The sequence below is a fragment of the Bradyrhizobium sp. P3_C3 genome (assembly GCF_056402655.1).
In genome coordinates this window covers 1-22,433 of the sequence record NZ_JBFUGY010000054.1, presented here as the reverse complement: position 1 = coordinate 22,433, position 22,433 = coordinate 1, and the positions used below count along the sequence as shown (strand labels likewise).

The window sequence follows — 22,433 nt, the reverse complement described above, 5'->3', positions numbered from 1 at the left end:
CCATGCCAAACATCACCGTCGAGCGCACCATTGGGACCACCAAAAAGGCTGTGCTCGCCGGGCTCGGCGCCTATAACGACGAGCAGTTCGGGAAGCAGAAGGTCAGGAGCATCGCGGTCTCGCTGAAAGACCGCGGCAAGATCGTCGGCGGCATCGTCGGACACCTCTGGGCCACGGTTCTGTTCATCCAGTACTTCTGGATCGACCAGAAGCAGCGCGGCAAGGGTCTTGGCACGAAGCTGATCGCGGCGATCGAGGACGAGGCAAGACGGCAGGGCGCGATCCAGGCCCATGTCGACACGATGAGTTTCCAGGCGCCGGGCTTCTATCGTTCCTGCGGGTACGAGGAGTTCGGCACCCTCAAGGGCTATCCCGGCGGCGTGACGCGCCACTCGTTTACGAAGTCGCTATGAGCACATCATCATCCAATTCCAAATTCCGTAACACCAAGGAAGCCCCGACCGAGCCGTTCAAGCGCTCGGTGGCCTCCTGCTTGAAGGCGATCGCGAAATCGCCCGAACTCGAGGTCAGTTTTGCGGCCGAGCGCCCCGGTTTGGCGCCGGGCAAAGCGCGGCTGCCGGAGCCGGCGCGAAAAATGACAAAACGTGACGCTGCGATCGTGCGCGGCCACGCCGACTCCATCGCGCTCAAGATCGCCTGTCACGATGCAAAGCTGCATCGCAAGCTGATGCCCGGCAATCCGCAGGCGCGCGGCGTGTTCGAGGCGGTCGAGCAGGCCCGCGTCGAGGCGATCGGCGCGCGCCGCATGGCGGGCGTTGCGAAGAACCTCAGCGCGATGCTCGACGACCATTTCCATCGCGGCAAGTTCGACGAAATCACCGACCGTGCCGACGCGCCGCTGGCGGATGCGCTGGCGATGCTGGTGCGCGAGCGCCTGACCGGCATGGCGCCGCCCACGGCGGCGAAGAAGATGGTCGATCTCTGGCGGCCCATTCTCGAGGACAAGATCGGCAAGCGGCTCGACCGGCTCGATGGCCTGGTCGAGGACCAGACCAGGTTCGGCGACGCCGTGCATGACCTGCTGACCGCGCTCGAGCTCGGCGACGAGCGCAGTGCCGACAGCGAAGACAACGACGACGACGAGGAAAACCGCGACGGCGACAACGACCAGTCAGGCGCCGAAGGCTCGCCCGATTCCGACGCCGCGCAGGAGATGAGCGCCGACCAGGCGCAGGCCTCCAGCGAGGAGATGAGCGAGAGCGCGATGGAAAGCGCGCAGGCCTCGACCTCCGACACGTTCGACGACGGCGAGCTTGGCGACGACGAGACGCCGGGCGAGGCGACGCGTCCGAACGCGCACGGCAAGAACGAGCCGCGCGGGCCGGAATATCACGCCTTCGCGCCGAAATTCGACGAGGTCATCGCGGCCGAAGACCTCTGCGACCATGACGAGCTGGAGCGCCTTCGCGCCTATCTCGACAAGCAGCTCGCGCATCTGCAGGGCATCGTCGCCCGCCTCGCCAACCGCCTTCAGAGGCGCTTGATGGCGCAGCAGAACCGCGCCTGGGACTTCGACCTCGAAGAGGGCATTCTGGATCCGGCGCGGCTGTCGCGCGTGGTGACCGACCCCTATCACCCGCTGTCCTTCATGCACGAGAAGGAGGCGACGTTCCGCGACACCGTGGTGACGCTGCTGCTCGACAATTCCGGCTCGATGCGCGGCCGCCCGATCACGGTCGCCGCGACCTGCGCCGACATCCTGGCGCGCACGCTGGAGCGTTGCGGCGTCAAGGTCGAGATCCTCGGCTTCACCACGCGTGCCTGGAAGGGCGGGCAATCGCGCGAGGCGTGGCTTGCCGCCGGCAAGCCGGCCAATCCCGGCCGCCTCAACGATCTCCGCCACATCATCTACAAGTCGGCGGATGCCCCCTGGCGCCGTGCGCGCAAGAACCTCGGCCTGATGATGCGCGAGGGTCTGCTGAAGGAGAACATCGACGGCGAGGCGCTGGACTGGGCGCACAAGCGCCTGCTCGGCCGGCCCGAGCAGCGCAAGATCCTGATGATGATCTCCGACGGTGCACCGGTCGACGATTCCACGCTGTCGGTCAATCCCGGCAACTATCTCGAGCGGCATCTGCGCCACATCATCGAGGAGATCGAGACCCGCTCGCCGGTCGAGCTGATCGCGATCGGCATCGGCCATGACGTGACGCGCTACTATCGCCGCGCGGTGACGATCGTGGATGCCGAAGAGCTCGGCGGCGCCATCACCGAGAAGCTCGCCGAGCTGTTCAGCGAGACCAACACCGCGCCCACGCATCAGGCCGGTCGCCCGCGACGCAAATTGCATTCGTGAGCACGCAATCGTCCCGCCGCAGCTTTCTTGGCCACGCGGCGGCGGGACTTTCCACTCTCGCACTCTCCCGACTGGCGCAGGCGCAGCCGACGACCGAGCCGCCGCCGCGCACCGCGCAGATCGAGCACGCCGTCACCGAGGCTGTCAGCGTCGAGGTGARCGCGCGGCCGATTCCCAATTTCGAGCCGCGCGACCGCTCGCGCGTGCGCTTCGGTCAGCTGCAATATCGCAGCGGCCTGGTGCTGACCTCGCCCTATCGCGGCTTCGGTGGCCTGTCCGGCATCCGGCTCGATGCGAAGGGCGAGCGCTTGCTCGCGATCTCCGACCAGGGCGGCTGGTTCACCGGCAGCATCCGCTATTCCGGCGGCAAGATGATCGGGCTCGACGATGTCGAGGCGTCCCCGATGCTCAATTCCGAGGGCCGGCCGATCACGGAGAAGCGGTTCTGGTACGACACCGAGTCGCTCGCGCGCGACGGCAATGTCGTTTATGTCGGGCTCGAACGCGTCAACCAGATCCTGCGCTTCGATTTCGCCAAGGGCGGCACGCGCGCCCGCGGCGAGGTGTTGCCGACGCCGCCCGCCGTGCGGAAGTTGCCGTCCAACAAGGGGCTCGAGGCGCTGGTCTTCGTCCCGAAGGGCCAGCCGCTCGCGGGCGCCCTGATCGCCTTCTCCGAGCGCGGGCTGGATGCCGACGGCAATCTGGTCGCGTTCCTGATCGGCGGTCCGTCGCCCGGCCAGTTCAGCGTCCGCCGCACCGAAAAATTCGACATCAGCGATGCCGTGCTGCTGCCGTCCGGCGAGCTTCTCATCCTCGAACGCAAATTCTCCTGGTTCACCGGCATCAACATCCGCATCCGGTCGATCCCCCTGAAATCCATCGCGCCCAACGCGCTGGTCGACGGGCCTGCGCTGTTCGCCGCCGATCTCGGCCACGAGGTCGACAACATGGAAGGCATCGACGCCCACGTCACGCCCGAGGGCGAGACCGTGCTGACGCTGGTGTCGGACGACAATTTCTCGATGCTCCAGCGCACGCTGCTGCTGCAGTTCACGCTGGTGGAGTGAACGTCCGCCCGCCCTTCTCCGACAAACCGTCATGCCCTGCCGCGCCATCCTCGCCCTCGCCCTCATTTTCACGCTCGCCGCGCTGTCGCCGGCCTTTGCCACGGCCGAGCATCGGTATGGAAAGAACGAATACGCCATCATCCAGGGCGGCCGTGCGCCGAATGGGAAGCTGTCCGTCGCAGCCCATGGCGGCGGCGCGTCCGGGAGCGAAGGCTTTCGCATCTACCTGATGGCTGAGCCCGGCCATCGTCGGCTGATGACGCTCGACAATGTCAACGACGACAACATTCTGGACTCGGCGCCGGATGCCTTCCACGCCGCCTGGTCGCAGGATTCGCGCACCGTCGCGGTCTCGTTCCGCAGCGAGCGCCATATCGTCACGCTGAATCTCTACGCCATCGACGGCGGCCGCGCGCGGCTGGTCGCCGGGCCGGATCTGTTCCGCGACGTGACCGGCCGCAGCGTCGACATCAAGACCGACGGCGACATGCGCACATCCGTGCCCGCGCTGACATGGCAGGCGCCGCGCCGCTTTCACCTCACCGAGTACCGCGTGTTCGTGCTCGACGACACCGCGCTCGCCGACAAGCTCGGGCCGCTCGGCAAGGCCAGCAAGCGCGACGGCGGCGGCAACACGATCCAGTTCTCGGCCGAAGCCGACGGCGAACTGTTGCCCGACGGCCGCATCCGTATGGGCAAGCCCGCGCCGGGCAGGTTCGAGGAGTTGGAGTAGGGGCCCCGAATTCGATCGTCGTCCCGGGCTCGCGCTTCGCGTGCCCCGGGATGACAGCGGAGTTCCTGGCAAGCGGCCGAGGGTTATCTCCGCCTTGTGATCATATGACGCGCGCAATGCATGGCGCCGCGGGCGGGCATGTCCGCGGCGCAGCTGGCAATTCGCCGTAGGGCTACTAAACTTCATGCAATCGCTTCCATTCCTCCATCCCCCGGAACTCCCCGCATGAGCGCCCTGTTTTCCCCGATCAAGCTGCGCGGCCTGACGCTGAAGAACCGCGTCGTGGTGTCGCCGATGTGCCAGTATTCGGCCGACGACGGCGTCGCCACCGACTGGCACTTCACCCACATCAACAATCTCGCGCTGTCGGGCGCGTCGATGTTCTGCATCGAGGCGACCCATGTCGAGGCGATCGGGCGCATCACGCCGGGCTGTCTCGGGCTTTACAGCGACGCCTGCGAAGCCGCGCTGAAGCAGATCCTTTCCTCCGTGCGCAAGCATTCCTCGACGGCCATCGCGATGCAGCTCGCCCATGCCGGCCGCAAGGCCTCCAGCGCGCGGCCCTGGGACGGCGGCCAGCTCATTCCGCAGAGTGACGGCGGCTGGCAGACGGTGGCGCCGTCGGCGTTGCCGCACAAGGAGGGCGAGGCCGCGCCGCTGGCGCTCGATGCCGCGGGCCTGAAGCGCATCCGCGACGCCTTCGTCGACAGCGCCAAGCGCGCTGCCCGGCTCGGCATCGACGCGATCGAGCTGCATGGCGCGCACGGCTATCTCATGCATCAGTTCCTGTCGCCGATCTCGAACAGGCGCACCGACGATTATGGCGGTTCGCTCGAAAACCGCATGCGCTTTCCGCTCGAGATCTACGACGCGGTGCGCAGCGTGTTTCCGCACGACAAGCCGGTCGGCATGCGGGTGTCGTCGACCGACTGGGTCGAGGGCGGCTGGGATCTGGCGCAGACCATCACGTTCGCAAACGCGCTGAAGGCGCGCGGCGTCGACTGGATCGATGCTTCCTCCGGCGGCGTCTCGCCGCTGCAGAAGATCCCGCTCGGCCCCGGCTATCAGGTGCAGTTTGCCGAGGCCATCAAGCGCGAGACCGGATTGCCCACCATCGCCGTCGGCCTGATCACCGAAGCCAAGCACGCCGAGGAGATCGTGGCATCCGGCAAGGCCGACATGGTCGCGCTCGGCCGCAGCTTGCTCTACGATCCCCGCTGGGGCTGGCACGCCGCGGCCGAACTCGGCGGCGAAGTCGAAGCCCCGCCGCAATACTGGCGCTCGCAGCCGTCGACGCAAAAGGCGCTGTTCGGCAAGACTACGTTCGGGGCAAGGTAGGGCGCGAGGGGGGCGCTGCAATCACAACTGTCGTCCCTGCCTAGTGCGCAATTGCGCACGGGGCGCAGGGACCCATACCGCGTGATCTCACTATAATGCGCGGTATGAGTTGCCACTGCACAACTTAAAGTCTTCGCCAAATCTCTCCCTGTGGTGATGGATCCCGGATCTGCGCTTCGCTTGTCCGGGACGACAGTGGTGGGTGCGGCGCGGGCCATCGTCCCCTCACTATCCCGCGCCCTCACGCATCCGTAACTCTCCTCACCTTCCACGCACCACAAAACTGGCCTACCCTCCCGCGCACCCAACTCCTCAGGGAGGCCCGCCATGCGGTTTCGTGTTCGCAAGACTGCCCACGTTTTCGAGCGCGTGGGCCTCGCGATGGCCGGCGCGGCGTGCGGGCTGTTCGTCGGCGCCTATGTGGGATCTTCGATCGCCCCGCTGACCACGCAAGGCTTCCTGCTGCTGATGATGCTGCTCGGCTTCGTCGGCTTCTATCTCGGCATCGACACGCCACAGCTGCCCTTTGACGACGCGCACAGCGCGATCGACGCCGCGGAATTCCTCAGCGCCGCCGGCACGCTCTGCGCCACGCTGACCGCGCTCGCCTCCGTCGGCGTCATCGTGCTCCGCCTCGAGCCGCACCTGGCGTGGACCTGGCTCGCTTTGTTCGGCTGGATCGCCGGCGTCGCCATGCAGATCGTCGCCGGCACGAAAGCCAGGATGCGGGCGTAGCTACGACAGCTGTTGGAAAAGGTCGCGCCACAAGCACACCGCGTTCCCTCCCCCCTTGCGGGGGAGGGCTAGGGAGAGGGGTAGCCACACGGCACGCGCCATCGAATGAAGCGAGCCTGTGTTGCATCACCTCGCACGCAGCCAACACCTATTGCTGGGCCACCCCTCTCCCCAACCCTCCCCCGCAAGGGGGGAGGGAGCAGAGCGGAATGCTCGGCGGGATTATTCAGTTGCGGCGAGCACCGCTAAAACACCACGCCGATCCGCGAGCCGCGCTTCCAGGCGATGCGGCAGCGCTTCTTGGTGTTGACGTGGAGCAGCTCGAACCTGTCGGGGATATTCACCTGCCCGCCGAGATCGACGCAGGCGCCGCCGGGCGAATAGTCGATCAGCGTGCAGGGGATCACCGGCGCGCGCGGATCGGTGATGATCTTGGCCTGGCGGGACACCAGCCCGGACGGTTTCACGCGGGCATGTCGGCGCGGATGCATTGGCACTCTCCTCCAATTCCGCGGACGGCGCGGGTGGTCTTGAGCGGCATGATGGAAAAGAGTTGATGCGATCCGACTAAGGGCGGCCCGAGAATTTTAATGAAAAGTAGCAGCGAACGCAGAAAGCGCCGGTAGCGGGGTGCGGCGGTCTCCATCTCCACTGTCGTCCCTGCGAAAGCAGGGACCCATACCGCGTGATCTATGGGTTGTCGGCGGTGGGCGTACCGAGCCACTGGTCCGCGCCAAACGGCTCCCTGTGGTTATGGGTCCCTGCTTTCGCAGGGACGACAGCTGAACGTGTGGCGCGCTCCCGCCTCCCATGACGAGCTTCGGGCGGCACCTCACACTCGCTCCGTCTCCGGCGTCTCCGCTGCCTCCGCATGCGGCCTCACCGGCATCGGCACGGTCACATAATCCTTCGGCAAGTTCACCGGCCGGTAGCCCGGCTCCACCGCCATCCGCTTCAGCACGCTCTCGTGCACATGGGCGCCTTCGGGGATCACGCGCGGCTCGCAATCGGGGATGTAGAAGCCCAGAAAAACCTTCCGCTCCGGCCATTCCTTGTATTTCGCGCTCTTCGGCAGATATTCCAGCACGCGCCAGAGCGCCGTCATCGAATTGTGCAGCTCGCCCACCTTGCCGGTGTAGGCAGGCTCGACGTATTGGAACGGCGAGTTCTTGCGCTGGATGCCCCAGGCGAGCTGGTTCACGGTGCGCGGGTTGAAGTTCAGCCCCGCCTTCGCCGCTTCCTCGATCATCCAGATCAGCGGATATTTGGACTCGCCGCTCTCGATTTCCGGATAGCCGCCGCCGACGTCGCAATGCACGCCGGCGAACCACACCTGCATGATGTCCTGCGGCACCTTCTTCTCGTCGGGCACATAGCGGTTACTCCAATATTCCTGCGGCTCCTTGTACGCCTTGAGGCGGAACATGCAGCGCCGCTCGTCGATCGCGATCGCCTGCCGGAAGATTTTTACGCTCGGATTGCGCAGCGTGAAGGCGAGCTCCTCCAGGCTGAACACGAAGAAGAAATTGTCGCGCCGCGGCACGATCACGCTCGCCACCGTGTCCCAGACGCCGATGAAGTGGATGGTCGGCCAGCGCGTCGAGGTGATGCGCGCGAACTGGGCGGCGAGGTCGAATTCGTCCTTCGGCAGCGGCCCGCTCTCGTCGAAGGCGACATCCTTGAGGTCCTCGATGTCGTTGCCGCGCCCGGTGCCGGAATATTGCTTGTAGGCGACGAGGCCCGAGCCTGCGAGGTTCGCCTGCTCCGGCGAGATCAGCCCGATCTTGTGGATCAGCCCCGCCAGCACCCGCACGGTGTAGGCGCCGCGCGAGAAGCCGAACAGATAGATGCGGTCGCCCGGCGCATAATGCTCGACCAGGAAGCAATAGGCTGACAGCACGTTGTCATCGAGCCCGTAGCCGGTGGCGAGCCCCAGCACCAGATTGACGTTGGCCTTGAGCCGGTGCCACGTCGAAGGCTCCGTCACCGTGCCGACCCCCGGATCGTAAAACACCATCTGCCGCGGCCGCGTCTTGTCGGTCTTGCGCAGGCAGCGATAGAGTTTCAGGACGTTCGAGATGTTCTCCGAGATCTCGTTGCCGGTGCCGTCACAGCAGATCACGAGGTTTTTCGGCTCCGTTTTGGGTTTGTGCTGGTCGTCGTGCTCCACGGTATGCCCCTCCCGGTGATGCTACCGGGGCGAGTATAGCCAAAATGGATGGCAGCGAGGAGACGAAGTCGGCGGCGGTGGCAACGTGCCCCATTGCCCCATCATCTGTTGACATTAACCACCTGTTAACCATGTCGTCGCCTAATGAGGACGGTGGGGGTCACCATGTCGGCCCATATGACGCGACCGAAATTGATGCCTGTTTTAGCCGATCCAGCCTTTCATGCGCTGATCGGGCCGGCGGTCCGCGTCACGGCTGTCCTACGGAGCAAAGCCATGTTCGGGAAGGACGATCTAGTGGACAATCTCAGTCGCGATCTCGATCGTGCGCGCCTGCGCCGCGATGCACTCGCATCCGAAGCCACGACTCTCACGGCTCAGATCGCCGAAATCGAAGCCCGCCTTTCGGAAGAGAAGACCAGGCGGGAGCGTGATCGCGTCTTGGCCGAGATCGAAGCGATAAGAACGCGAATCAAACAAGCCGCCGGCGCGTTCGCACCGGTCGTCGACGGTCTCTCCAGGGCGATCGAGTCGGCCTCGGCCGTCGTGCCCGAGGCTCGCGAGCTCAACAGTTTCATCGTGTCGGTGGCGACCGAAATCGACAGCGTGCTCGATCCCCTGATGCGCGAACTGGATCAGCGCGCGGATGCGGTGCGGGCAGGGCAGGCCGTGCTGGACCTCCCGCGTTCGGCCAATGAAGCACCGCCCATCGAGCCGCCAAAAGACGGCAACGATCGCCTGCTTCGCTTCCCGGCATGGCTGTCTCGCGACAAGGAGCCGGAAAAAAGGGAAACGGCGGAGACCCCGCGCAGCACGGCAGCGTGAACGATCGGCGCGCCGCGCAGATCGGAAGCTCGCCTGCGGCTATCCTTCGAGACGCCCGCCTACGGCGGGCTCCTCAGGATGAGGACGCGTTTCGCGGTGAGATATCAGAGCCTCATATCACAGTGGTTCGGCACAGCCGGGGCCACAAACTCGTCATGCCCGGGCTTGTCCCGGGCATCCACGTTCTTCGTGCCGTGGGAAAGGCGTGGATGGCCGGGACAAGCCCGGCCATGACGCTGTGGGGCATCGCACGCGAGCTCACTAAGACCAAATGCGATCGCCCCGCGCTTCCCCCGCGCCCGCTCAATTAGCGGAGCGGCGCAGGAAGGCCGGGATGTCGAGAAGGTCTTCGTCGGCTATATTGCGCGGAGAGGTGCGGCCGTAGGGATCGAGCGGCTGAGGCGCCGCGCGGCGCGCATATTCCGGATCGGGCCTTGCCGGTTGCACTGCGGGTCGGCCGGCCGCCGGGCGGAGCGGCGGGCTTTCCACCTGCGGAAGCGGCGCACTGCGCTGCTCGATGCGATCGGCGATGCGGCGGCTGTCGTCGCGCAGCCTGCCGGCGAGCTGCGTGAGTGCGGTTTCCACCGGCGCCGCCAGCTGCGCCGGGTCGACATTGTCGATCCCGGTCGCCACCACCGAGACGCGGACGATGCCTTCGAGGCTTTCGTCGAACGAGGCGCCGACGATGATGTTGGCGTCCGGGTCGGCCTCGTCGCGAATCCGCGTCGCGGCTTCGTCGACCTCGTACAGCATGAGATCCTTGCCGCCGGTGATGGAGATGATGAGGCCACTGGCGCGCTTGATCGAGGGGTTCTCGATCAACGGATTGGAAATGGCCGCCACGGCGGCGGCGAGCACGCGCTTCTCGCCGGAAGCCTCGCCCCGTCCCATCATGGCCTTGCCCTTCTCCCGCATCACGGAGAGAACGTCGGCAAAATCGAGATTGATCAGGCCTTCCTTGACGATGAGGTCGCTGATGCAGGCCACGCCCGAATAGAGCACCTGGTCGGCAAGGGCAAAGGCATCGGCGAACGTGGTCTTCGCGCTGGCCACCCGGAACAGGTTCTGGTTCGGGATGATCAGCAGGGTGTCGACCGTCTTCAGCAGTTCCTCGATGCCGGCTTCGGCAAAGCGCATGCGGCGCTGGCCCTCGAAATAGAACGGCTTGGTGACCACGCCGATCGTGAGGATGCCGAGCTCGCGCGCGGTCCTGGCGATGATGGGTGCAGCCCCGGTGCCGGTGCCGCCGCCCATACCGGCCGTCACGAACACCATGTGCGCGCCGGTCAACTGATCGCGGATCGTATCGATGACCTCCTCGGCTGCGGCGCGTCCCAATTCGGGCTGAGAGCCGGCGCCGAGGCCTGCGGTGACCTGGGTGCCCAGCTGGATCAGGCGTGGCGCCTTCGACATGGCAAGCGCCTGCGCGTCGGTATTGGCGACGACGAAGTCGACCCCCTGCAGCCCGGATGTGATCATGTTGTTGACGGCATTGCCGCCGGCGCCGCCGACCCCGAATACGACAATGCGCGCCTTCATCTCGTGAATATCGGTCATGCCAGTCATTCTGTCCTCGCGATTGCTCCGGCAGGCCGGGATGGAGAAGGGTTCGAGTGCTATCTGCGAGCCGCGCGGTCTGCGCCCACGATGGCCGCGGCCAGATGTCCCAATCGACGCGCGGCTCCCGCGGTCGTGCCGCCAGCCTGGCGACCGGTCCGTAAGTCCGCCACTTCGTCTTCCAGTCGTGCCGCCCACGCATTGGCTGCCGCCGTCTCGGCAGCCGCCTGCAGCAGCTCGACGGCCAGGCGATCGGCGCGCTCGCGCTCGCGCTCGAACACGGCCCTGTAGGCGGCTGCGACGTCTTCGAGCCGCGCGATCTCCGCCTTGAATGCTTCGGTCTCCATAGCGTTTTCGAGCGAAGTGGGTACCGGTTCGCGCAAGGAAAACGCGTCAGAACAGGAATCTGGAGCCCCGTTCCGATCTCGTCGGAACGGAAATGGCTCCAATGCCTCGACCCTTGCCAGGGAGGCATCGACGTGGTCCGCCCGGCGGGCCCGTCGCGGGCGGGGCGTGTAGCGGAGTTCGGAGAGATCAACGCTCACCAGGGCCTTGCCGTCATCCGACCGCGAGCGCGGCAAACGGCGACGTCTCGCCAGGGCACGAGCGGCCTCGCGCGAGATATTGAGGCGGGCACTGAGATCGGCATACGTCAACAACGCAACGCACATCGGCGCTTCTCCTGGAGCAAACCGGGAAGGCATTTCGAGCTAATGATGGCTGGACGATTGCCGCAGGCTAGGCTGCGTTGGTTAACGGACGGTTAACGCGCGCGGGGTGTTGTTTACGGGGGCGGTCACCGTGCCGCCCCCGGAATCGTAGAGCGCGATATGCTGCGGCTGCGTCCTGTCGAGTTTGCGCAGGCAGAGATGGAGCTTCAGGACGTTGGAGATGTTTTCGGAGATCTCGTTGCCAGTGTCGTCACAGCGGACGACGAGGTTTTCGGCTCGGATTGGATGCGTGCTCCACTGGATGCGGCTCTGAGCGATGCCAGCGGCTCAGTATAGTTGCACTTAGATTACAAAGCACGCATTAGACGAACGTGGAATATTGGCCGGCGACTCTGTTAAGTAGGTTGGGGAAGCTGGTCCAACTATTAGTTGATCAAGACCTTATCTTGTTTCAGTGCGATTTCTTGATGCGTGGCACCTCACTTCGAATAGAAACTAATCCGCGGCTCTTGTTGGAGCATGTGTCCAGCATCCGTTCTCTAGCTGATCGAGAGAAGGAGGCGCTAGGGTTCTTGCCAGAGGCCGCCTACCGAGATGCGATTGCGCAGCGGCGGCTGTTCGCAATGTTCGCGAGAAGTGCGGATTCAATCGAGATCGCGGGCTTTATTTTATTCAGTGGCGTGTTTCCTAATGCGCGAGTGCAGCAGGTTGCAGTTGCGCCGTCTCATAGGCGCAATGGGATTGCATCGGCGCTTGTTAATGCACTCGTATCACATCTTGAGAACCGCGGGTATTTGAACGTTACCGCTGCAGTTGCTTCTGACTTGGACGAGGCGCAAGCGTTCTATGAGAAGAAGGGATTTGTCGCTAGACGAGTTCGAGATGGAGGTGCCGCACGGCAGCGTACCATAGTGCTGCGATCGAAAGAGTTGGATACAGCGAGCTTGTTCTCGTTGATGGCTCCGCCGACTGCCGGAGACGAATTAGTCGCGAACCTTAAGCTTCGGTCGCCCGGTGCTTTTGAAGCCCCGTTGTACGCGATTGACCTCAATGTTCTATTCGACCTTATAAAGCAACGCGCTCGTTCGGCTGTCGCCAATCGCCTATTTGGTGCTGCTTTGGCGCATCACGTGCGGCTTGCTGTGGCTCCGGAATTTATTGTGGAGTTAGAGCGGACCTCTCATGGAGAGGCCGTAGACAGTACCCTCCAGCTTGCTCGGCAACTACCTAGAATCCCATCCGCGCCGAAGCTCGAAGTAGATCGACTTGCTGCGATCATTCACAAGGCTGTTTTCGAAGAAACAGGTCTGTCGCAAGCCAATTCTAAGCAGGCACTGAGTGATGCTCGTCATTTGGCGGAGGCTGCGTTAGCACGAGCGTCGGGTTACATTACGAGCGATACCCATCTTCTCAACGCACGAGAGTCTCTGCTTGAGCTTGTCGGTCTCGACGTTGCTAGCTTGGACGAATTCGTCGAGTTGGTGCCGGTAGAGGACACCAAGCTTGAGAGAGGCATTCTTCGGGGGACGCAGTGCGAGACAACGTCGGCAACAGCTTCTGAGGCTCGAACATATCTAGTCTCTCAATCTCTAAACACGATCCTTGTTGAGCAATTTCTGCCGACGAGGTCGACTGCTCGGAAAGTCAGAGTTCGTGCGGTACTTGAAAGCGAGGAGATCGTAGGAGCCAGCCTCTATTTGGCTCCGGTGGCTATCGACGCCGCCGCCAAGATGCTGGTGCATGTCCGGACGGATCATATTTCGTCCGAGACGTTTGCCGAACACTTGCTGGATGAGTCGATACGAGAAGCAAGCCTTGCGGGGCCAGTAACGATAGAGCTCCGAAGGATTGCCGGGCAAACAGTAGTAAATCAGGCCGCAAAGCTAAGGGGATTTCTACCGACCTCCGATCCTGATGTTCTGATTAAGGTGGCGTTAGGTCGTCCGCTTACAGCTAACACATGGTCTCCGCTTGCGCGTCAGATGAGGCGTAGGACGGGGCTATCGCTTCCAGACAATCTCCCGCACGAGACGGCTGTAGAGATTCAAGCCCCAGATGGCGCCTTCCTGTCGGTCAAGATGCCTGCGCTCGAAGCGGCCCTAAGCCCTACGATAATTGCGTGGCCGGGTCGTGACGGGGTGATTGTGCCAATCGCAAAATCGTTCGCCGACGATTTATTGGGCACGGCCGAGCAGCTTGCTTTGTTCGGCAGGCCATCGGCAGCATTCCTCGGGCTTCGTATCTATTTCAATAGCCCGAGAACGTCGCATCTTATGCGCCCAGGATTGCCAATTCTGTTCTACGAGTCCAAGCGAACCGGCGGGCGTGCAGCAATAGTCGCGGCTGCTCGCATAGTCGACACGACGATCTTGCCTAAAGCGCAAGTTTCAGGCGAACTCTTTCGACGAGCAGTAGTGGAAGATTTGGACGCTCTAACCACGTCGTCTGAGGTTTTGGCGACCTCCTTCGACAATTTGATAAGATTCCCGAATCTTGTAACACTCGAAGCCCTCCGGGCCGTTGGAGCTGAAGGCGCGTCCAATTTGCAAACCTCGACTGTCTTGCCGAGCATGCTGCTAGGAAAGATTTTGGATCTTGGATGGTCAAGTGACTGATGCAAGTGACGCAATCATTTCGATCCATCCCGAATATGCGACGGCGATCCTTGACGGAACGAAGACTATCGAACTAAGGCGCCGCATACCGTCGCTAGGCGAAGGCACTCGTTTATGGATTTACGCGACCCGTCCGACGGCTGCGGTTGTTGGCATGGCAACCATCGCAGGTGTTAGTCGTGCTCATCCGCGGACGATTTGGCAAAAGCATCGAAGCGAGACCGGCGTAGATTACGCCTCCTTCACGGAATACTTCGCCGGAGCCACGGAAGCCGTTGCAATTCTGCTGGCGGCTGTAAAACAGGTGCAACCGATAACTCTCGGGGAATTGAGAAGAGTTCGCGCGGGCTTTCACCCACCGCAAGTCCTTGTTCGTCTGACTTCCAAGGAAGCGGAGGCCTTGGAGAAACTCGCGAAATCCTGAATAGGCAAATTGGGGTTGCGCTTCATATCCTCAGTCTTCCCCAGAAACAAAAACGGCCGGATCTTTCGATCCGGCCGCGACGCAAAACTCTACTGGCTAAGACTACGCCACGCGACGCAACTTAGCCCCCGCCCGATTTCAAAATTGGATTAGCTGGCCTTCTTCGCCGGCGCGGCCGTCGGGCCGACCTTCTTCTGGATGGCGCGCTTCAGCTCGAGGGCGCGCGGCGACAGGACGTCGGCCTTGGCCTTGAGCAGGAAGGGGTCGAGGCCGCCATTGTGGTCGACGCTCTTGACCGCGTTGGTGGAGACGCGCAGGCGCACGTTGCGGCCGAGCGCTTCGCTGATGAACGTCACGTTGACGAGGTTCGGCAGGAAGCGGCGCTTGGTCTTGATGTTGGAGTGGCTGACCTTGTGGCCGACGAGGGGGCCCTTGGCCGTCAGTTCGCAGCGGCGAGACATGGTAGAAATCCTCTTCTGTCCCCCAAACGATTTGCGGCCGCCATTCTGGGCGCCACGGGGGCTAATTCTGTGTCCTTGCAGGGAGCGGGCGGACGTATAGGGGGGAAGGGACGGGACGTCAAGGTTTTGGGCGGGGATTCATGCTCCGCGGCATCCCCCACAACAGGTGTCATCGCCCGGCTTGACCGGGCGATCCAGTACTCCGCGGCGGAGCGGCTGGAGCCGAGGGGCTACGGCGTACTGGATGCCCCGGTCAAGCCGGGGCATGACGGCGGAATGGGCGGGGCGAGGTGCGCGTCCCTGACACACCCACGATCACCAAAACGGCAATGATTGAAGTGCCTTACCATCACATAAAGGGCGTATTCACCCCCGAAGTATCAAGTGGAGTTCCGCATGCCTCCGCGCCCGGACACATTGTTTGCCGCGGTTTTTGGCTTAAGTAACAACCGTTCGCGCCCCGATTGGATTGTTTCGTGCTCGCATCCCCCCGACTTTGGCCCCAAGGCTTGGTCAGTCCGCGCTCTGCCGGCCGGCTGGCTTTCGCAGCCCTTTGCGGGCTCGTCGTGGCGTGGGGGGCGGAGCCTGTGGCGGCGCAGGGCAAGCTCGAGGCGCAGTATGAGGCGACGCTGGCCGGCATTCCCGTCGGCAAGGGCGCCTGGAATATCGACATCGGGGACGACGTGTTCGCGGCTGCGGCCTCCGGCGGCACCACGGGGCTGCTGAAATCGTTCGCGGGCGGGTCCGGCACCGGCGCCTCGCAAGGTAGGGTGGTCAACGGCGCGCTGGTCGCGACCGGCTACCAGGCCTCCACCACCACCTCGAAGAAGACCGAAGAGATCCGCATCACGCTCGACAAGGGCAACGTGAAGGAGTTCGGCATCGTGCCGGAGCCGCCGGTCGATGCCGACCGCATCGTCGTCACCGACGCGCATCGCCGCGGCGTCTGGGATCCGATGACGGCCTCGCTGCTGCGCGTGCCCGGCACCGGTGACCCCGTGACGCCGGACGCCTGCCACAACGCAGCACCCGTGTTCGACGGCCGCATGCGCTACGAGCTGAAACTCGATTTCAAGCGCATGGAGAGCGTGAAGGCGGAGAAGGGCTACAGGGGCCCGGTCGTGGTCTGTGCGCTCTATTTCGTGCCCGTGGCGGGCTACATCCCCGATCGTCCCGTGATCAAATATCTCGCCGCCCAGCGCAACATCGAGATCGCCTTCGCCCCCATTGCGGGCACGCGCATCCTGGTCCCGTTCTGGCTCAAAGTGCCGACGCCGCTCGGCCCGGCCATGCTGGAAGCCACCAGCTTCATCACCTCGGCCCAGCCGCCAAAGGTCGCCAAGACGCAGTAGGGCTTTAGCCGCGTACTCCCTCCTTAGACCGTCACCCTGAGGTGGCCGCTTCTTCAGCGGCCCTCGAAGGGCGACAGCCCGCCTGTTTCCGCAGGGGCATGCCCGCCGCATCCGGGCCGTCCATCCTTCGAGGCTCCCGGCGCGATGCTGCGCACCGCGCCACTCGCACCTCAGGATGACGGGGAGGCAATTTGGCTGGAAAAAAATGTAATTCTTTCAACGGCATGTCTACTGTGCATGGGGTTGTTTTCGCGAAAATGAGTTTGGGGGGGCGTGATCCCGGGAATCCATTTGACTCCTGCCCGATTCTGATTCGACTCCGCGTCGTCCCCAATTTTAAGGAACCGGTCATCGAAACGCTGCTTGTGCGGCAGGGTAAAACTCCATCTAGTGCACAACCAATAAGAGTCCCGCGACATGTGGCGTGAACGGAACAGGCTTCAGCGGGAGTCAGCGATTCGGCCGCGATTCGTTCTAGAGTCGTTCCGAAGCTTAAAGCCAACGGGAAAAGCGTCGCAAAGTGAGACAGTTGCGCGAGGTTTGGGGAGTGCGCTCCCACACGCTCGGTGTCATCGCCCGGCTTGACCGGGCGATCCAGTACGCCGAGGCCGTTGTGGTTGAGCGGACAGGCCGCGGCGTACTGGATGCCCCGGGCAAGCCGGGGCATGACAGCGGAATGCTTGGCTGCAGCGTAGCGTTCGGAGACATGGCCGACACCTCCCAGCCCTCAACACACCCCAAAACAGCACTGACATTCGCCCAAATCGCCACTACCTAATCCCCAGACATGGCCTTCTCCTCTTCCCCCTTCGCCTCCGAGCGCGCACCTGGCGCGGGCGTCACCGCGGTGCTCGGGCCGACCAACACCGGCAAGACCCATCTCGCCATCGAGCGGATGCTCGCGCATCCCTCTGGCGTGATCGGGCTGCCGCTGCGGCTGCTCGCGCGCGAGGTCTATAACAAGATCGCCGCACGGGTCGGCAGCGAGGCCGTCGCGCTGATCACGGGCGAGGAGAAGATCAAGCCGAAGAACCCGCGCTATTGGGTCTCCACCGTCGAGGCGATGCCGCGCGACCTCGACGTCTCCTTCCTCGCCGTCGACGAGGTCCAGATCGCGTCTGACCTGGAGCGCGGCCACGTCTTCACCGACCGCATCCTCAACCGCCGCGGCCGCGACGAGACGCTGCTGTTGGGCGCGGCCACGATGCGCCCGATCATCGAGCGGCTGCTGCCCGGCGTGTCTATGATCACGCGGCCGCGCCTGTCGCAGCTGGAATTCGCCGGCGACCGCAAGATCACACGCCAGCCGCGCCGCACCGCCATCGTCGCCTTCTCCGCCGATGAGGTCTACGCCATCGCCGAGCTGATCCGCCGCCAGCATGGCGGCGCGGCCGTGGTGCTGGGATCGCTGTCGCCCCGCACGCGCAATGCGCAGGTGGAGATGTTCCAGAACGGCGACGTCGATTACCTCGTCGCCACCGACGCTGTCGGCATGGGCCTCAATCTCGACGTCGACCACGTCGCCTTCGCCTCGGACCGCAAGTTCGACGGCTACCAGTTCCGCCGCCTGACGCCGGCCGAATTCGCGCAGATCGCCGGGCGTGCGGGCCGCGCCACCCGCAACGGTACTTTCGGGACGACGGGCCGCTGCGGGCCGTTCGAGCCCGAGCTCGTCAACGCGCTGCAGAACCACACCTTCGACAATGTGAAGATGCTGCAATGGCGCAATGCGAAGCTGGATTTCGCCTCGCTCGGCGCGCTCCAGGTGTCCCTGAACCAGTCGCCCGGCCATGAGGCGCTGACGCGCGCGCCGATCGCCGAGGACATGCGCGTGCTCGACCATGCCGCCCGCGACGTCGAGGTGCGCGATATCGCGCATGGCAAGGCGGCGGTGGAACGGCTGTGGGAGGCCTGCCAGGTCCCCGATTACCGAAAACTGTCGCCGGCCGCCCATGCCGAGCTCGTGACCACGCTCTACGGCTTCCTGATGCAGAAGGGCTGCATCCCCGATTCCTGGTTCGCGGCCCAGGTCGACCAGGCCGACCGCATCGACGGCGACATCGACACGCTGTCGGCCCGGATCGCCCAGATCCGCACCTGGACCTTCGTCGCCAACCGCCCGGACTGGCTGAAAGACCCCGAACGCTGGCAGGGGATCGCCCGCGAGGTCGAAAATAAATTATCGGATGCGCTCCATGAACGCTTGACTGAGCGTTTCGTTGATCGCCGGACCAGTGTATTGATGCGCCGCCTGCGGGAGAACACGAGCTTGAATACTGAAATCGGCAAGACCGGCGAAGTCATCGTCGAAGGCCATGTCATCGGCCGCCTCGATGGCTTCACCTTTGCACCGGATGCGGCGGAAGCAGGCTCCGATGCGAAAGCCTTGCAGGCTGCAGCGCAAGCGGTGCTCGCCGGCGAGATCAACGCGCGGGCCGAAAAACTGGGCAATGCGCCGGACGATCAGTTCGTGCTGACCTCGGAAGGCACCATCCGCTGGACCGGCGATGCCGTGGCGCGCCTGTCTGCCGCGGAGGAGGCGCTGCATCCGCGCATCCGCATCATCTCCGACGAGCGCCTCACCGGTGCGCCGCGTGAGAAGGTGCAGGCCCGGCTCGAGCTTTGGCTCAAGACCCATATCGAAAAGCTGCTTGGGCCGATGTTCGAGCTGTCGAAGGCCGAGGACGTCACCGGCATTGCCCGCGGCATCGCCTATCAGCTGGTCGAGGCGCTCGGCGTGCTCGAGCGTCCCAAGATCGCCAACGAGCTGAAGGATCTCGACCAGCCCTCGCGCGCCGTGTTGCGCAAATACGGCGTCCGTTTCGGCGCCTATCACATCTATTTCCCCGGCCTCTTGAAGCCCGCCGGACGCGCGCTGGCAGCACTGCTGTGGGCGCTGAAGCAGGACAATGTCGATCTGTCCTCGCTGTCGGGCGCGCAGCATCTGGCATCTTCGGGCCGCACCTCGTTCCCGGTCGACAAGCAGCTGCCGCGCGATGCCTATCGCGTGCTCGGCTACAAGCAGGCCGGCGAGCGCGCCGTGCGCGTCGACATTCTGGAGCGGCTCGCCGATCTGATCCGCCCGGCGCTGGCCTGGCGCGAGAACTCGCCCGGCGAAAAGCCCGCCGGCGCGTTCGACGGCCGCAGCTTTGTGGTGACGCAGGCGATGACCTCGCTCACCGGCTCGGCCGGCGAGGATTTCGCCTCGGTGCTGCGTGCGCTCGGCTATCGCATGGAGAAGCGTGCGCCGCTGCCGCCGAAGCAGGTGGCTGCCGCTGCGGAGACGCCGGCTGCCGAAGCAAGCGCAGAGGCTCCGACTGAACCGACCGCGACCGATGACGCCGCCGCAAGCGCGGACACCGCGATCGAAGCCGCCGCCGAGCCTGTCACCGTCGAAGACGCGCCCGGCATGGAGCAGCACGACGAGCCCGCGCATGAAGAGCCGGCGCTTGAAGCATCGCCTGATGCCCCCGTCACGCCCGAGGATGCCCCCGGCATCGCGCCGCCGGCGGAAGAGGCTGCCGCGCCCACCGAGGCGGTGGAAGCCGCTCCCGCCGAGGCCGCTGCAACGGAAGCCGCTGCATCCGCCGATGCCGCCGCGCCGGTCGAGGCTGCCGCTGCGCCTGGCGAGCCCGAGCTCGTCGAGGTCTGGCGTCCCGGCGGCCGTCACGACGATCGCAAGCCGCGCCACGAGCGCCATCGCCATCAGCGTCACCACAATCAGCGCCCGCRGCAGGCCGGTGCCGAAGCTGGCGCCGCCCCCGCCGAAGGCGAGGCCGCGCAGTCAGCCGACGGCGAGAAGCGCAATGAGCGCCATCGTCACGGCGGTCATCGCAGGGATGGGGCCAGGGATTTCCGCAAGCCGCGCGAGGGTGGCGGTGAAGGTGCGCCGCGTCCAGAGGGGCGCGACGACAAGAACCGCCGCTTCGAGGGCAAGGATCGCGACAACAAGGATCGCGATCGCAACAAGGGCAAGTTCGGCGGCGATCGCGACAAGGGCCGCGACAATCGCGGTCGTGACCGCGACAAGGGCCGCGACCGCCAGGGCGGGCCGTCGCTGCGCCCCTACGCCTCGAGCGCGAACCCGCGCGAGCGCGATCGTCCGGCCGATCCGAACTCGCCCTTCGCAAAGCTCGCTGCGCTGAAAGAGCAGCTGTCCGGTCGCAAGGAGTGATCCCACGACCGAGCGGCAGCGTCTCGACAAATGGCTGTGGCACGCGCGGGTGGTGAAGGCGCGCACCTCCGCGGCCGAGCTCGTTGAGTCCGGCCACGTTCGCATCAACGGCACACGCGAGAAGTCGCCGGGCCATGCGATCAAGATCGGCGACGTGATCACCATCGCGCTCGATCGCACCGTGCGCGTGTTGAAAGTAACCGCTTTCAACGAGCGCCGCGGCGATGCCGCCTCGGCCCGAGTGCTCTACGAGGAGCTGAGCGAAGCAAAGCGCAATTAATTGCGCTTTGAATTCATTTCTTGGTCGATCAAACGCGTAAAGCCGTCATGATCGGCCGTTCCCGACCTTGCGGCGCCGGGCCATCCGCGCTACGCAAGCCGCGACTTTTAAAAGAGCTTTTCGGAGCGTTGGATGACTTACGTCGTCACTGAAGCCTGCATCAAGTGCAAGTATACCGACTGCGTCGAGGTCTGCCCGGTCGACTGTTTCTACGAGGGCGAGAACATGCTCGTCATCCATCCTGACGAATGCATCGACTGCGGCGTGTGCGAGCCGGAATGCCCCGCCGACGCCATCAAGCCGGACACGGAACCGGGCCTCGAAAAGTGGCTCCAGGTCAACGCCGACTACGCCAAAAGCTGGCCGAACATCACCCAGAAGAAAGAATCACCCCCCGACGCGAAGGAATTCGACGGCCAGGAAGGAAAGTTCGAGAAATATTTTTCTCCGAACCCGGGCTCAGGAGACTAATTCTCGCCCAAACTTAACCCTAATACCTTCGTCAGCGCCGAAAACCAGCCCTCAAGACCCCTAAATCATTGATTTTTGCGGGAAATGTGCTATATTGAGCACATTAAGCTGAACCCCCGTCAGCCCAGTTGGCCCCGTTGGGTTCCCGTGAAACCAAATGTCGAACAGGGGCGTGGCAGTTTCCGCGCGCAGGCTGTGTCACAGAAAACGCGTAAAAAGAGTACTTCAGCGAGGGCTTCCCATAAGGAGGCCAAAAAAGTCGCCGCGGCCAGCCGTAGCGCATCCAAGGGTCGGACCGCGACTAAGGCACCGGCTGCAAAGTCCTCGAAGAACAAAAGAAGCGCAATGCCTCACAAGACTGCCAAACCGGCCGCGAAAGCGACCGTTGCCAAGCCTGCTGCTGCCAAGGCTTCCGCTGCCAAGCCCGTTGCTCCGAAGGCTCCTGTTGCTGCCGCCCCTGCCAAAGCCCCCGTTGCTGCTGCGAAGCCGGCCGTGAAGGCTGCTGCACCCGCGCCGAAGGTCGAGGAAAAGAAGGTCGTGACCCAGCGCCAGGGCTTCAAGGCCAACGAATTCGTCGTCTATCCCGCTCACGGCGTTGGCCAGATCCTGGCCATCGAGGAGCAGGAGATCGCCGGTGCGAAGCTCGAGCTGTTCGTCATCAATTTCATCAAGGACAAGATGACGCTGCGCGTGCCGACCGCCAAGGTCGCGAATGTCGGCATGCGCAAGCTGTCCGACCCCGCGCTGGTGAAGAAGGCGCTGGAGACGCTGAAGGGCCGCGCCCGCGTCAAGCGCACCATGTGGTCGCGCCGCGCCCAGGAATACGAAGCAAAGATCAATTCGGGCGACATCGTCGCGATCGCGGAAGTCGTGCGCGACCTCTACCGTTCCGAGTCGCAGCCCGAGCAGTCGTACTCTGAACGCCAGCTCTATGAAGCGGCGCTCGATCGTCTCTCCCGCGAGATCGCGGTTGTGCAGCACTCGACCGAGACCGAAGCGGTCAAGGAGATCGAGGCCCAGCTCGCCAAGAGCCCGCGCCGCACCAACGCCAAGGCGGAAGCCGCCGACGGCGAGGGCGAGGCGGATGCCGACGGCGATACCGATGGCGACGACACCGCCGTCGCTGACGAGGCCGCGTAAGCGTCTCGCGTCGATCGCAAGCAATCAAAAGCCCGGCCGGTTGGCCGGGCTTTTTTGTTTTGAGTGGATCAGGCTTTGCGACGGTGCGACCCGTGCGTTGGCA

18 protein-coding genes and 2 pseudogenes are annotated in these 22,433 nt (G+C 64.2%); 14 read left to right on the top strand and 6 right to left on the bottom strand.

The features are described from left to right. Positions 1 to 2 precede the first annotated feature (2 nt). The 6 genes from AC1DW2_RS38180 to AC1DW2_RS38155 all read left to right on the top strand — a co-directional run bounded on the left by AC1DW2_RS38180 (position 3) and on the right by AC1DW2_RS38155 (position 6,190). On the top strand, positions 3 to 413 hold the full coding sequence (locus AC1DW2_RS38180; protein WP_028149462.1) for a GNAT family N-acetyltransferase: 411 nt from the start codon (positions 3 to 5) through the stop codon (positions 411 to 413). Next, positions 410 to 2,317, top strand: a complete 1,908-nt coding sequence (cobT, locus tag AC1DW2_RS38175; RefSeq protein WP_014490393.1) for a cobaltochelatase subunit CobT — start codon at positions 410 to 412, stop codon at positions 2,315 to 2,317. Before AC1DW2_RS38180 ends, cobT begins: the two co-directional genes overlap by 4 nt. Further along, positions 2,314 to 3,384: an esterase-like activity of phytase family protein gene (locus AC1DW2_RS38170; protein WP_477008568.1), complete on the top strand. Its 1,071-nt coding sequence runs from the start codon at positions 2,314 to 2,316 to the stop codon at positions 3,382 to 3,384. Before cobT ends, AC1DW2_RS38170 begins: the two co-directional genes overlap by 4 nt. A gap of 31 nt (positions 3,385 to 3,415) precedes the next feature. After that, positions 3,416 to 4,117, top strand: a complete 702-nt coding sequence (locus AC1DW2_RS38165) for a hypothetical protein (RefSeq protein ID WP_477008567.1) — start codon at positions 3,416 to 3,418, stop codon at positions 4,115 to 4,117. A 225-nt stretch (positions 4,118 to 4,342) separates the two neighbouring features. Continuing rightward, positions 4,343 to 5,455: an NADH:flavin oxidoreductase/NADH oxidase gene (locus AC1DW2_RS38160; RefSeq protein ID WP_441496794.1), complete on the top strand. Its 1,113-nt coding sequence runs from the start codon at positions 4,343 to 4,345 to the stop codon at positions 5,453 to 5,455. Positions 5,456 to 5,782: 327 nt separating this feature from the next. Further along, positions 5,783 to 6,190 carry a hypothetical protein gene (locus tag AC1DW2_RS38155; protein WP_063980635.1) on the top strand — a complete coding sequence of 136 codons (408 nt, stop codon included), beginning with the start codon at positions 5,783 to 5,785 and terminating at the stop codon, positions 6,188 to 6,190. 245 nt (positions 6,191 to 6,435) lie between these two features. Here the strand turns inward: AC1DW2_RS38155 and AC1DW2_RS38150 are convergent, their stop codons facing one another. Together AC1DW2_RS38150 and AC1DW2_RS38145 are read right to left on the bottom strand one after the other, a co-directional pair. After that, complete coding sequence (locus AC1DW2_RS38150; RefSeq protein ID WP_028149457.1) at positions 6,436 to 6,681, bottom strand: PilZ domain-containing protein; 246 nt, start codon at positions 6,679 to 6,681, stop codon at positions 6,436 to 6,438. 341 nt (positions 6,682 to 7,022) lie between these two features. Next, positions 7,023 to 8,360 carry a DUF2235 domain-containing protein gene (locus AC1DW2_RS38145; protein ID WP_441496795.1) on the bottom strand — a complete coding sequence of 446 codons (1,338 nt, stop codon included), beginning with the start codon at positions 8,358 to 8,360 and terminating at the stop codon, positions 7,023 to 7,025. Between the two features lie 165 nt (positions 8,361 to 8,525). On the opposite strand from AC1DW2_RS38145, the gene AC1DW2_RS38140 reads away from it, so the two are divergent. Further along, on the top strand, positions 8,526 to 9,185 hold the full coding sequence (locus AC1DW2_RS38140; protein ID WP_135216439.1) for a nucleotide exchange factor GrpE: 660 nt from the start codon (positions 8,526 to 8,528) through the stop codon (positions 9,183 to 9,185). A 303-nt stretch (positions 9,186 to 9,488) separates the two neighbouring features. Here AC1DW2_RS38140 and ftsZ read toward each other — a convergent pair whose 3' ends face one another. The 3 genes and pseudogenes from ftsZ to AC1DW2_RS38125 form a co-directional block, all read right to left on the bottom strand. Continuing rightward, positions 9,489 to 10,751, bottom strand: a complete 1,263-nt coding sequence (ftsZ, locus tag AC1DW2_RS38135) for a cell division protein FtsZ (RefSeq protein ID WP_346016144.1) — start codon at positions 10,749 to 10,751, stop codon at positions 9,489 to 9,491. 50 nt (positions 10,752 to 10,801) lie between these two features. Next, positions 10,802 to 11,413, bottom strand: a complete 612-nt coding sequence (locus tag AC1DW2_RS38130; RefSeq protein ID WP_441496796.1) for a hypothetical protein — start codon at positions 11,411 to 11,413, stop codon at positions 10,802 to 10,804. Positions 11,414 to 11,530: 117 nt separating this feature from the next. After that, positions 11,531 to 11,716: pseudogene (locus AC1DW2_RS38125) on the bottom strand (phospholipase effector Tle1 domain-containing protein); the annotation flags it as partial. Between the two features lie 164 nt (positions 11,717 to 11,880). Between AC1DW2_RS38125 and AC1DW2_RS38120 the strand changes: the two are divergent. Then, positions 11,881 to 14,028, top strand: a complete 2,148-nt coding sequence (locus tag AC1DW2_RS38120; protein WP_477008572.1) for a GNAT family N-acetyltransferase — start codon at positions 11,881 to 11,883, stop codon at positions 14,026 to 14,028. Next, entirely contained in the window at positions 14,021 to 14,452 is a 432-nt protein-coding gene (locus AC1DW2_RS38115) for an ASCH domain-containing protein (RefSeq protein ID WP_166346198.1), read from the top strand. The genes AC1DW2_RS38120 and AC1DW2_RS38115 overlap by 8 nt, the downstream gene beginning before the upstream one ends. A 149-nt stretch (positions 14,453 to 14,601) precedes the next feature. Here AC1DW2_RS38115 and rpmB read toward each other — a convergent pair whose 3' ends face one another. Further along, complete coding sequence (rpmB, locus tag AC1DW2_RS38110; protein ID WP_063980641.1) at positions 14,602 to 14,913, bottom strand: 50S ribosomal protein L28; 312 nt, start codon at positions 14,911 to 14,913, stop codon at positions 14,602 to 14,604. A 509-nt stretch (positions 14,914 to 15,422) separates the two neighbouring features. Between rpmB and AC1DW2_RS38105 the strand changes: the two genes are divergently transcribed. The 5 genes and pseudogenes from AC1DW2_RS38105 (at position 15,423) to AC1DW2_RS38085 (ending at position 22,330) form a co-directional block, all read left to right on the top strand. Continuing rightward, entirely contained in the window at positions 15,423 to 16,265 is an 843-nt protein-coding gene (locus AC1DW2_RS38105) for a DUF3108 domain-containing protein (RefSeq protein WP_441496798.1), read from the top strand. Positions 16,266 to 17,052: 787 nt separating this feature from the next. Beyond that, complete coding sequence (locus tag AC1DW2_RS38100; RefSeq protein ID WP_477008566.1) at positions 17,053 to 20,439, top strand: helicase-related protein; 3,387 nt, start codon at positions 17,053 to 17,055, stop codon at positions 20,437 to 20,439. Positions 20,440 to 20,449: 10 nt separating this feature from the next. Next, positions 20,450 to 20,719: pseudogene (locus tag AC1DW2_RS38095) on the top strand (RNA-binding S4 domain-containing protein); the annotation flags it as partial. A gap of 132 nt (positions 20,720 to 20,851) precedes the next feature. Further along, positions 20,852 to 21,190, top strand: a complete 339-nt coding sequence (fdxA, locus tag AC1DW2_RS38090) for a ferredoxin FdxA (protein ID WP_063980643.1) — start codon at positions 20,852 to 20,854, stop codon at positions 21,188 to 21,190. Positions 21,191 to 21,535: 345 nt separating this feature from the next. Beyond that, complete coding sequence (locus tag AC1DW2_RS38085; protein WP_084794942.1) at positions 21,536 to 22,330, top strand: CarD family transcriptional regulator; 795 nt, start codon at positions 21,536 to 21,538, stop codon at positions 22,328 to 22,330. Positions 22,331 to 22,433 lie beyond the last annotated feature (103 nt).

Excerpts from the sequence above, each read along its gene's own strand:
- AC1DW2_RS38085 (WP_084794942.1), top strand. The coding sequence starts at position 21,536 with ATGCCTCACAAGACTGCCAAACCGGCCGCGAAAGCGACCGTTGCCAAG.
- rpmB (WP_063980641.1), bottom strand. The coding sequence starts at position 14,913 with ATGTCTCGCCGCTGCGAACTGACGGCCAAGGGCCCCCTCGTCGGCCAC.
- cobT (WP_014490393.1), top strand. The coding sequence starts at position 410 with ATGAGCACATCATCATCCAATTCCAAATTCCGTAACACCAAGGAAGCC.
- AC1DW2_RS38165 (WP_477008567.1), top strand. The coding sequence starts at position 3,416 with ATGCCCTGCCGCGCCATCCTCGCCCTCGCCCTCATTTTCACGCTCGCC.
- AC1DW2_RS38140 (WP_135216439.1), top strand. The coding sequence starts at position 8,526 with ATGTCGGCCCATATGACGCGACCGAAATTGATGCCTGTTTTAGCCGAT.
- AC1DW2_RS38160 (WP_441496794.1), top strand. The coding sequence starts at position 4,343 with ATGAGCGCCCTGTTTTCCCCGATCAAGCTGCGCGGCCTGACGCTGAAG.
- AC1DW2_RS38120 (WP_477008572.1), top strand. The coding sequence starts at position 11,881 with ATGCGTGGCACCTCACTTCGAATAGAAACTAATCCGCGGCTCTTGTTG.
- AC1DW2_RS38150 (WP_028149457.1), bottom strand. The coding sequence starts at position 6,681 with ATGCATCCGCGCCGACATGCCCGCGTGAAACCGTCCGGGCTGGTGTCC.
- ftsZ (WP_346016144.1), bottom strand. The coding sequence starts at position 10,751 with ATGACTGGCATGACCGATATTCACGAGATGAAGGCGCGCATTGTCGTA.
- AC1DW2_RS38155 (WP_063980635.1), top strand. The coding sequence starts at position 5,783 with ATGCGGTTTCGTGTTCGCAAGACTGCCCACGTTTTCGAGCGCGTGGGC.
- AC1DW2_RS38180 (WP_028149462.1), top strand. The coding sequence starts at position 3 with ATGCCAAACATCACCGTCGAGCGCACCATTGGGACCACCAAAAAGGCT.
- fdxA (WP_063980643.1), top strand. The coding sequence starts at position 20,852 with ATGACTTACGTCGTCACTGAAGCCTGCATCAAGTGCAAGTATACCGAC.
- AC1DW2_RS38130 (WP_441496796.1), bottom strand. The coding sequence starts at position 11,413 with ATGTGCGTTGCGTTGTTGACGTATGCCGATCTCAGTGCCCGCCTCAAT.